Source organism: Methyloceanibacter sp. (assembly GCF_050728395.1).
Lineage (GTDB): Bacteria > Pseudomonadota > Alphaproteobacteria > Rhizobiales > Methyloligellaceae > Methyloceanibacter.
Window position 1 is genome coordinate 1 of record NZ_JBOHJB010000100.1, and the last position, 9499, is coordinate 9499.

10 protein-coding genes and 2 pseudogenes are annotated in these 9499 nt (G+C 61.7%); 7 read left to right on the forward strand and 5 right to left on the reverse strand.

Annotation, left to right across the window (positions count from 1 at the left end; translation table 11 throughout):
- The 4 genes from ACREC7_RS14025 to ACREC7_RS14040 all read left to right on the forward strand — a co-directional run.
- The coding region (locus tag ACREC7_RS14025) for a DUF1236 domain-containing protein (RefSeq protein ID WP_431556311.1) at nucleotides 1-598 on the forward strand (598 nt) is incomplete at its 5' end.
- Nucleotides 599-608: 10 nt separating this feature from the next.
- A complete protein-coding gene (locus tag ACREC7_RS14030; protein ID WP_431556312.1) occupies nucleotides 609-938 on the forward strand; it encodes an MliC family protein in 330 nt (109 codons plus the stop codon).
- Nucleotides 939-1033: 95 nt separating this feature from the next.
- The gene (locus ACREC7_RS14035) at nucleotides 1034-1438 is read left to right on the forward strand and encodes a hypothetical protein (RefSeq protein ID WP_431556313.1); all 405 of its coding nucleotides are present in this window, start codon (nucleotides 1034-1036) and stop codon (nucleotides 1436-1438) included.
- Between the two features lie 308 nt (nucleotides 1439-1746).
- The gene (locus ACREC7_RS14040) at nucleotides 1747-3177 is read left to right on the forward strand and encodes a L,D-transpeptidase family protein (RefSeq protein ID WP_431556314.1); all 1431 of its coding nucleotides are present in this window, start codon (nucleotides 1747-1749) and stop codon (nucleotides 3175-3177) included.
- A gap of 29 nt (nucleotides 3178-3206) precedes the next feature.
- On the opposite strand, the gene cynS is transcribed toward ACREC7_RS14040, so the two are convergent.
- From cynS to ACREC7_RS14055, 3 genes are read right to left on the reverse strand one after another with little or no spacing between them, the layout of a single operon-like run.
- A complete protein-coding gene (gene cynS, locus ACREC7_RS14045; protein WP_431556315.1) occupies nucleotides 3207-3689 on the reverse strand; it encodes a cyanase in 483 nt (160 codons plus the stop codon).
- Nucleotides 3690-3732: 43 nt separating this feature from the next.
- On the reverse strand, nucleotides 3733-4176 hold the full coding sequence (gene aac(6') / locus ACREC7_RS14050; RefSeq protein WP_431556320.1) for an aminoglycoside 6'-N-acetyltransferase: 444 nt from the start codon (nucleotides 4174-4176) through the stop codon (nucleotides 3733-3735).
- 52 nt (nucleotides 4177-4228) lie between these two features.
- Nucleotides 4229-4576 (reverse strand): hypothetical protein, encoded by a 348-nt coding sequence (locus tag ACREC7_RS14055; RefSeq protein ID WP_431556316.1) that lies wholly within the window; start codon nucleotides 4574-4576, stop codon nucleotides 4229-4231.
- Nucleotides 4577-4808: 232 nt separating this feature from the next.
- On the opposite strand from ACREC7_RS14055, the pseudogene ACREC7_RS14060 reads away from it, so the two are divergent.
- Nucleotides 4809-5437 (forward strand): annotated as a pseudogene (locus tag ACREC7_RS14060) (DedA family protein).
- Nucleotides 5438-5611: 174 nt separating this feature from the next.
- On the opposite strand, the gene ACREC7_RS14065 reads toward ACREC7_RS14060, so the two are convergent.
- Entirely contained in the window at nucleotides 5612-5944 is a 333-nt protein-coding gene (locus ACREC7_RS14065; protein ID WP_431556317.1) for a Cache 3/Cache 2 fusion domain-containing protein, read from the reverse strand.
- 891 nt (nucleotides 5945-6835) lie between these two features.
- Between ACREC7_RS14065 and ACREC7_RS14070 the strand changes: the two genes are divergently transcribed.
- On the forward strand, nucleotides 6836-8134 hold the full coding sequence (locus ACREC7_RS14070) for a hypothetical protein (RefSeq protein WP_431556318.1): 1299 nt from the start codon (nucleotides 6836-6838) through the stop codon (nucleotides 8132-8134).
- A 9-nt stretch (nucleotides 8135-8143) separates the two neighbouring features.
- On the opposite strand, the gene ACREC7_RS14075 is transcribed toward ACREC7_RS14070, so the two are convergent.
- Nucleotides 8144-8761, reverse strand: coding sequence for a glutathione S-transferase family protein (locus tag ACREC7_RS14075; RefSeq protein ID WP_431556319.1), 618 nt, complete (start codon nucleotides 8759-8761; stop codon nucleotides 8144-8146).
- A 329-nt stretch (nucleotides 8762-9090) separates the two neighbouring features.
- Between ACREC7_RS14075 and ACREC7_RS14080 the strand changes: the two are divergent.
- Nucleotides 9091-9499 (forward strand): annotated as a pseudogene (locus tag ACREC7_RS14080) (hypothetical protein); the annotation flags it as partial.

The window sequence follows — 9499 nt, forward strand, 5'->3', positions numbered from 1 at the left end:
TTTCGCGTCGCTTGCCGGCGCCGCCCTCATTGCCGGCTCGGCGCTTGCGGTGCCAGCCGTCTTTTCCCCCACCGGTCACCTCAATGTGCGCAGCGGTCCCGGCTTCCAATATGGGGTGGTGGCTCAAATGCCCGCCAACACGCGGTTTCCGGTCACCGGATGCATTCAGGATTATTCCTGGTGCAGTGTCGTGGTGGGCGATGTCACGGGCTGGGCATCCGCCCCGTATCTCGTCACCGATGCCGGAGGCAAGCCCACCAATCTGCAAGTGTCGGGCGCTCAGCTCGGCATTCCGATCGTCGTGCCGACGGGCGTCGCCGCCGTCGTCGCCACCCCGCCGGTCGGCGCCATGGTCGCGGTTCCGCCCACCGTCGGCGTTGTCGAGCCGGTCATTCCGGCGCCGGAGGTTCTCTCCTACGTGACGCAGCAGGTGGTTCAACCGGTCTTCGTCGACGGAGAAGTGATGGTTGGAGCGACCTTGCCTGCGGCCGCGCCGGTCTATCCCATCCCAGCGTCGCCGTACGTCTATTCCTACATCAACGGCCAAAGGATTGTGGTCGAGCCCGGCGCCAGGAGAATCGTCTACGTCGTCAGGTAGAGATGCAGTCATGACGCTCCGCTCAAGCTACACAAGATTCGGCGTCCTCGGCCTAGCGGCACTGCTGGCATCACCGGTGCTGGCCGAAACGCCGGTCGCCACGGCCAGCTTCAAGTGCCAGGGCAGCAAGAGCATCGAGGCGATTTTCTATGCGACTTCCGTCGATCTGAAGCTCAGCGACGGCAGGAGCTTGAAGGTACCGCAGGCCATGTCCGCCTCGGGCGCCCGCTACGCCAACAAGGACGAGTCCTTCGTGTTCTGGAACAAGGGCGACACCGCGTTCGTCACCGAAGGCAAGGATGGCAAGGAGACCTATTCGGGCTGCGCCACCGCCAAATGATTTCAGCCTTCGACCCCTGAAAGAAGTGCGACAACATCCTGTTGTAGACGCGGCGTGCGGTCGGCGCTAAGACGCTCATTGCGAAGGGAACGCCCATGCCTCGACTGGCCTATCGAGTATTTCTCGCGTCTTGCGCCTGCCTGATGTCGCTCTCGGCTCAGGCGGACCAACCGCATCTTGGCCTCTATTTGAAGACCTACTACACCGACTACCAGGTGGTTAAAGACTGTGCGGCCCAGCATCATTTGACGGATGCCGATGTGGCCAAGGCCAAGGATGCTCTGGCCAAGATCGAGGCTTACTATGTGAAGCGCGACCCCGCGATCAACAAAGACAAATTGATGAAGCTCGCAATCCAGAACAAAGCTGCCGCGTACAAAATCATGAGAGAAACCAGCAAGGTCGATACTGGAATCTATTGCCGCAGCACGATGAAAGATCTCATGGGCAAGCTCCACGACATCGAGGCAGGCGCCACGGCGACCAAGAGCGGCTCCTGATCTGTCCAAGCACCTGACGTGCCTTCGGTTTTTGCGCCGTGGGTGACGCGAGAGATCGGGGTGGCCGAAGGGCGCCTTCCTAGGCTAATTTCCCTCCTATCGGAGGGGTCAAGGGGATGCGCGGGGCTCACCTCATCGCCGTCCTGTTTTGCGCGGTCCAGGCCTTGGCCTTGGCGCCCGTCGGGCCTGCGCGGGCGGAGGATCCGGCAGCAGCGCCCGCCCAGCCGGCTCCTATGCCAGTTTCGCCACAGCCCTTGGCCGCGCCTGTAAATCAGCCGCCGGCCAATCAGCAGCCCCAGAAAAACCCCGTGGTGGCCAGTATCCGCGCCAAGCTCGCCGATCCTTCCGTCAGCAAGGGCGCCAATGCCGACGATCTCGCCGCACTTCAAGCCTTCTACGAAGCGAGGACTGGCGCGCCCTTATGGGTGACGGAGATGGGCTTCTCGGCCCGGGGGCAGGCGGCCCTGTTTGAGATCGGCAAGGCCAACGATTGGGGCCTTGACGCCGCCGCCTTCGATCTGCCGCCGGCCGGCGCGCTGCCAACGACGCCGGAGGACCAGGCAGACGCCGAGATCAAGCTCGATCTCGCCATCCTGAACTATGCCCGCTTCGCCCGCGGCGGACGGTTCAATCCGCCAGAGATCAGCGAGCTGTTCGATCAGACGCCACATGTGCGCGATCCGAAGACGGTGTTGAGCGAGATCGAAGCTGCGGCTGCGCCAGATCAATATCTTCAGTCCCTGCATCCCAAGCACGATCAGTTTGCGCGCCTGCGTCAGGCACTGCTCAAAGCCCGCGGCGCGGAGGAGGGGGCTGCGAAGCCTGCGGCAAACGACAAGGACATCAAGCGCCTCATCATCAACATGGAGCGCTGGCGCTGGATGCCGGAGGATCTTGGCCCCGTCTACGTCTGGAACAACTCGCCGGAGTTCATGCTCTATGTGGTCAAGGACGGGAAGACGATCTACGCCGACAAGACCCTCGTCGGCACCATCGGCTACGCCACGCCGGTGTTCACCGCCGGCATGGCAACCGTCGTGTTCAATCCGGACTGGATCGCGCCGGAGACGGTGGTGACCGAGAACCTCCTTCCGCATCTGCGCGACGGAAACTACTCGATCCTCAGTGTCCACAAACTCTCGGTGAGCTACAACGGCAGCCCGGTGGACCCTGCACGCGTCAATTGGAGCCGCGGCAATATTCTCAGCTACACCTTCCTGCAGAAGACGGGGCCGCAAAACGTCCTCGGCAAGGCGAAATTCCTGTTCCCCAACCGCCACACCGTCTACATGCACGACACGCTGCCGGTGCGGAAAAAATACTTCAAGCAGCCGGTGCGCATGATCGGCCATGAATGCATTCGCATGGAGAAGCCGCAAGCCTTCGCCGCGGTGCTTCTTGCCGAGGGCAATGGGTGGCCGGCAAGCAAGGTCAACGACTCGTGGGACTCAAGCGCCCAGAGCACGGTCACGCTCGATCACAAGATCCCGGTGCATCTCACCTATTTCACCGCGGTGGTCGACGATGCGGGCAAGCTTTCGACCTTCGCCGACGTTTATGGCCTGGACAACAAGATGGCGACGGCCCTGTTCGGCAGCGCCGCCGGCTTCCCCATGCCTCCGCCGGAACCCAAGAAGCCGGAAGGGGAGGAGGCGAGCGCGTCATCCTCGCCGGCACGCCGGACCGCGAGCGGCGGCAACGACATTGCCGGGTCGCTGAGCGGCTTTCTCGGTGATTAGCGCCTGAGCTTGCGCCCGCCAATTCGCCCCTAAGCTTCTTTGACGCCGTATTCCTGGATCCCCTGTTCGCTGCCGTAATATTTGTAGGGCAGGAACTTGCCGGACATGGTGATCTTGACCCGGTCCCCCTTGGGATTCGGCTGCCGCTCGATTTCCATGTCGAAATCGATGGCGGACATGATGCCGTCTCCGAACTCCTCTTCGATCAGGACTTTCAAGGCCGGACCATTGACCATGACGAGCTCGTAGAAGCGATAGACGAGAGGATCGGTGGGCGGCATCGGCGTGCCACGGTTAGGCACCTCGTTCAGCATGCGCTCCTCGTCGCCCGTCAGACCAAAGAGCATGGCGGCTTTTTTGGCCAAGGGTTTGACCAGCTTCATTTGACCGAGCAAGGCACCAACGACCAGGAGGGGCGACACGCCGCCGATCTCCTCGGCGATGTGTTTCCAGCTCCAGCCCTTGCTCCGCTTGATATCGAGGATTTTCTCGGTCAGTTGTTCGCGCAGCATGACGTCTCTCCCTGTTCGAGCCGAAGCCTATTGCGCCGTTCCCTTACCGCGAAAGCCGCTTCCGGTAATACACCACCCGCTCGGTCTCCTCAAAGCCGAGGGCCTCATGCGCCTTCTGCGACGCGTCGTTGTGAAGCACCACATCGGAGGCCAACTCGGTGCAGCCCAGGCCAGCGGCCCAATCCTCGATGGCGTTGCACAAGAGCCGCGCCGCGCCAGGGCCGCGCCAGCTCGGATCGACATAAATTCCTTCGAGAAAAGCGACGGGGCAGGTGCTGCATCCATTCACATAGTCGCGGCGCAAGGTCGCCTCGGCGAAGGCGATTGCGGCGGATTGCTCGCCCCACATGATGAAGGCGACCGCATCGTTCGGCCGGGCAAGGAGAGCGGCCGCCTCAGGGCGAAGCTCTCGCTCCGACGCATGCGGCCACAAGTCTTGGCGCAGCCTGACCCATGCCGCCAGGCTCTCGCTCGTGCATCGTTCGATCGGACCTAGCCCGAATTTGGATTGGGCCGATGGGGTCACGCCGGCGATGTGTTCAGCGCTGCGTGGTCGTGCGCTTTTTCGTCGTGCGCTTGCTGTGATATGTGCGCTTGTGGGTCACATGCTTGCTCGTCGTGGGCTTGCGCAGGCGATCGGCTTGCGCCCGTGACATCTCGCCGGAATCGACGAGAGCCCTCACGCACACGTTCGACACCTTCTTGATGGAGCGCGACATGCAGGCACGCAAGGCCTCGCTGCCGACTGCATACGCGTTGCAATAGCGCTGATAATCCCCTCGACAGTCCTGCTTCAAGCGCTCGGTAATGGCGGCCAGCGCTGGGAGCGAAATCAGGACGACGGTGAAAATTGCAACGTACGCTGCGCTACGGTATCTGGTTCTCACGTCACTCAACCTCACTAGCCGAGACCACGTCATTCACAGCGTTCGGCTGGCACCTGCCCTAAAGGCTGGCTCGGCAGGTGTCATGCTGATCGCAAACTTTTCTCGCTTGCGCTTCGCCTAAGATGATGGCGGAAATCGGTCAAATCCCGGCCCAAACGGCTGCCGAGTGCGCCTTCCACTATCGCAGTTAACGACGAAGAGGAAGCCCGTGATTGGCCCCACAACCCTGATCATGAAATATGGCTCGTTTGCGGTTGCCGGGGTGGTTTGCCTGGAGAGCATGGGTTTACCTCTGCCCGGCGAGGCAATATTGATTGCTGCGGCAATTTATGCAGGCAAGACCGGGAACCTCAATATCGTCGAAATCATCGCCGCTGCGGCGGCGGGAGCCATCGTCGGCGACAATATCGGCTACTGGATCGGCAGAGAGGTCGGCTTCCGCCTACTCATTCGCTATGGAGGCTATGTCGGCCTGACGAGGGGCGCATCAAAGTCGGACAATATTTATTCCAGCGGCATGGCGGCAAGATTGTCTTCTTCGGGCGCTTCATTGCGCTGCTCAGGGTGCTCGCGGCGCTCCTTGCCGGCGTCAATCGGATGTCGTGGCCCCGCTTTTTCTTCTTCAATGCCGCTGGCGCCATTCTCTGGGCGACGGTGTTTGGCCTCGGGGCCTACACCCTCGGTGAACAGGTCGAGCATCTGACCAAGCCTGCGGCGGTGGCCTTGGCCGTTGCTGGGGTCGCGGCGATCGTCATCTGGGTGCTGTTTCTGCATTCTCGTCGGGAGGAACTCGAGACCGAAGCTCGGCGCGCGCTTCCCGGGCCGCTCGCGACGCGAACCATCAAGCACGCCAAGAGGTAAGCGGATCATGTCCGCTTTTGACCCAAAGCGGACATTGTTTCTGCGCGGCCACAAAGTGAAAGTGGGCGGCCAGACGGCCGCCCACTCAAGTGCAAACCTCGGTACACGTATGCACGCCAGCCCCAACGCGGGCGTCACTGCCCGAGATCAGACTGGCCGCGCTATCAAGGACGACTATTTCGGGATCCCCACGAACAGGGCACCGGTCAATTTGCCGTCTTCACCGATGAGCGGTGCGTAGTTGCCTTGGTAGTCTCGACCAAAAACGCTCACTGGCCCGGTGTAGGACTTTTTTTCGACCAAGGCTTTGTAGGCGGCGCTATCAGGGTCAAGTTTCGTATTGACGGCGGGTTGACCATCTTTCATCAAAGTTGTTTCGGTTCGAACAAAGTCCTTACCGTCATAAGAAAGGATACTCGCATCGAGTTTGGTTTGCGCCAATGAAGCGCTACTCCCAAGCACCGTGACGAGCAACAAAAGGCTCAGGATCAGGAACAATCTTCTCATTGCATCCTCCCCTAGGCTAGGCGGTTGGTAGACGAGCACGTTCGTTCCCGCTGTCAATCGCGGGGCTGTCAGCTCGGGCGAAGATTGGGAAACGAACTTTGATACGTCTCTTGCGGGAGACACACCATAGCCCTGACCTCCATGAAGGCCAGACGCATCAATTAAGATATCACCGGGCTCCATGTGTCAGCAATGTTCTTCCCGCCCTTCCTCGAACCGCTGGGGTATTGTTCGGCCAAAAGCTTGGGAGGCGCGCTACTAGATTCACCAAACCAGTCAGTCCGCTTAGGCATTTAAGCAGAGGTAGGTCCGCGCCTCATGTCCGCTTGTGGCACCTAGCGGACCTAAGCACTCTTTATCCCCGCCCTCCGCGCCTGCGTTACACTCCCTCCATCCCTGCCCCGTGAGGGATGCGTGACCTAGGCCGTCTCTGTCATGTGGGGCTGGGGTGCGGCGCCTGAGGAGAACCGCGAAACGGGCGTGCGACCTCATCTGAGAAAGAGTGGTCTCGCGTTTCGCGGCCGGGGTAACGAACCACCTCAGGGGCTCGTCTGCCCCCCGCCTGGGTTGGAAAGCCCGGGTCCATCTCTGCCGGCAGCTACACGCTGCCCGCGGAAGAGGCGGTAAGCGAGGGGAAGGGGCTAGAACATATCGCCGCAGCGGGGTGCCGAGAGGCTGCCCTTAACAATAGGACGCGGTCGCTTGGCGCCCCGCATCCATCGCTTCTCGTCACAACTCGCGCTGATGCAGCGCCGAGGCGAATTGAGCATGGCCAAATTGCCGCCGCTTTGAATTTGAGCAGCGCTGCCTAGGAAAGATGCAGAGGCCAGGCTTGTCATGCAGCGCTCAAGGGCTAAGCTTGGCGCAAGTCAATTCAGCGGGGAGAATCAAATGTCTGCTTCAACAGAGCTTGTTGCGAGTCTGCCGTTCTTCAGCTACCGGCAGCGCAACGCCGTCATCGACAACTTCTTCTACGACACCGCGAGCCTGACGCTCGAAGAGAAGGCGAAGCTGTCGCCGCTCGTCGATCGCGAGGGCAGCATCATCGTCGTGCCGCCGAGCAACTCCGATCGCCAGATCAGGCATTACAAGCGCGCGCTCCGCTTCATGAACAAGGAGGGGCGGACCATTCGCGCCATCGCCGTTGCCGGGGTCGGCAGCTCGGCGCTCGGCACCGCGGCGCTTGCCCGCAACGTCGCCGATGCGCTCGACACCGATGTCGCCGGCATCGTCACCGGCTATGGGCTGTCCGACGTTATGACCGAGGCGCTCGGCGGCTGGTTCGCATTCGGGGCCGCCGACCGGATCAGAAATACGATGGAGAAGTTTCTCGAGCGCCTCCGCTCACCCGTGCCGGCCGACATCGCGGCGGGAAGTGACGCCTCGGCGACGCTCTCCGAAATCCTGCTCGCCGATCCCCCCAAGCTCGAATGTCTCCTCGCCCACAGCAAGGGTTCGCTGGTCGCAAGCCATGCGCTCCAGCACTATGTCGAGGATGTGGGAGGCGACGATAGCCCGCTGTTCGATCGCCTGCGCATCACCACGCTCGGCACGGTCGTCGGACTGCCTGCGGCGTTCAAGAAGGTGAAACAATATCTCGGCGCGCTCGATTGGTACGGTGGCACCAATTCAAGCCTCGGGGTGACGCACGAGCGCGTGCCCGGGGCTGGGCATCATCTCAATCCTGGCTTGCCTTGTCACCTGAGCGTCGCGGCGCTGTTGAACGGCGGAACCGCTTCGCGGCTGTTGCCCGAACCTTCCATGACGGAAGTCTTTGCGCCCTTGTCCATCCCGCCGGTGGCGGCGGCTCTGCAGCCTATGGCTGCAGTCAAGTCCAAGGAAGCGGTGCGGAGTTCTGCGAAGAAGGCGGCAAAGTCGCCGAGCCCGGCTCCGAGAGGAGCGAGTGGATCCCCCAAGGTTGCGAGCGCCGCCACTCGGGTTGCAAGCCCGGCTGCAAAAGTGAGCGCAGCGCCCAAGGCTGCGAGCCTGGCCCCGAGGGCGGCGGTCCCGATACCCAAGCCGACGATCGGGGCAGTGAAGCAAGCAAGCGCTGCCGCCAAGCCGGCGGCCAAGCTCATGCCCAGAAAGGTGATCGAAACCCGGCGCGAGCCGATGTCGCCGGCAAAGGCCAAGACAGTCGCCGCAAACGGCAAGCTCGCGGTGAAGAAGTCGAAGAAGGGAGAGCGCTGACCTCTTGGCTCAGGCGTCCTTCCAATAGGGCTTGGCGCGGAGCCGCCCGAGCCAGGCATCGATGTTCTTGTAGTGGCTGATGTCGAAGTCGAGGTTGGCGGGCGCCGTATCGAGGCGCGGACCGATGAGAAAGTCGACGACGCTGAGCGGGCCAACGATGTAGTCGCGGTCGGCGAGTTGCTTGTCGAGCACGGGCAGGAAGCGGTCGAGGCGGGCGCGGGCATCTTCCATGATGCCGGGATCGTTGCCGGGCTGATTGAGCACCCTCGGCTTGATTATGAGCTCCCAGGCGAGCGCGTCGATGGCGGCTTCAGGTCCGCCGACCCACCAGCAGATCCATTGATCGACCAGAGCCTGGGTCTTGGCGTCGGCACCGCAAAGGCTTCGTTCGGGATGCTTGGCCGAAAGATATTTGAGGATGGCCGGCGATTCCCAAAGGACGAAGCCATTCTCTTCGAGGGTGGGCACCCGCCCGTTCGGATTCTTGGCGAGGAATTCGCTGGTGCGCGTCTCGCCGATGCGCGGATCGACCGGCACCTTGTTCAAGGGAATGCCGAGCTCGGCCGCGAGCAGGCGGACTTTGCGCGCATGCGGCGAAGGTTGGAGTTCATAAAGGGTGATGGTCATGGCGTTTCTGTTCCCTGGTTTAGATCACGAATATGTGTACGGATAGGGTTGGGGTGGAGGCGTCGAACCAGATGCCGAGTGGCGTCTCGGCCACTGAGAGTGGGCCCAGCCAGAGCAGGATTGGAAGCCAGGCATGCCGCAATCATGGGGACTTTTCGCATCGCCGATCGCATAGAGCATCGAACCCTGAGTTTTGACCTCGATCGACCGAAAAATCTAAGGCACGCGACGCGGCGAAATCATGACAATCAAGTCCGTTTGCAAAGGGCAAAGGGCCTGCTATCCCGGTCTGGTTTCCCCACTTAGTGGGCGCAATTTTGCCGTCTCCGATGGTTAGGGTCGACCCTGGAGGGGACGCGTCGGCCTTCGACGCGAGCCAATACAGCACAATGATCAAGCGATTTTTGATTGCCGGCATTCTCGTTGCCCTGTTTCTCGGCGGGGTCGGCTATTTCAACCTCGTGTTCAAGCCGAAGATGATTGGCGAGTTTATGGCGAAGATGAAGCCGCCGGCCGCGACGGTTACGGCCGAGCGCGCCGGAACCAAGGAGTGGATCGACCGGGTGCAGTCGATCGGCACGCTGATCGCCATCCGAGGCGTCGACGTGTCTCCGGAGGTCGCCGGCATCGTCAAGAACTACTCTTTCGAGAGCGGCAACGATGTCGAGAAGGGGACCAGGCTCGTCGAGCTCGACACGTCGGTGGAAGAGGCCGACCTCCTCAAGAACCGCGCCATTC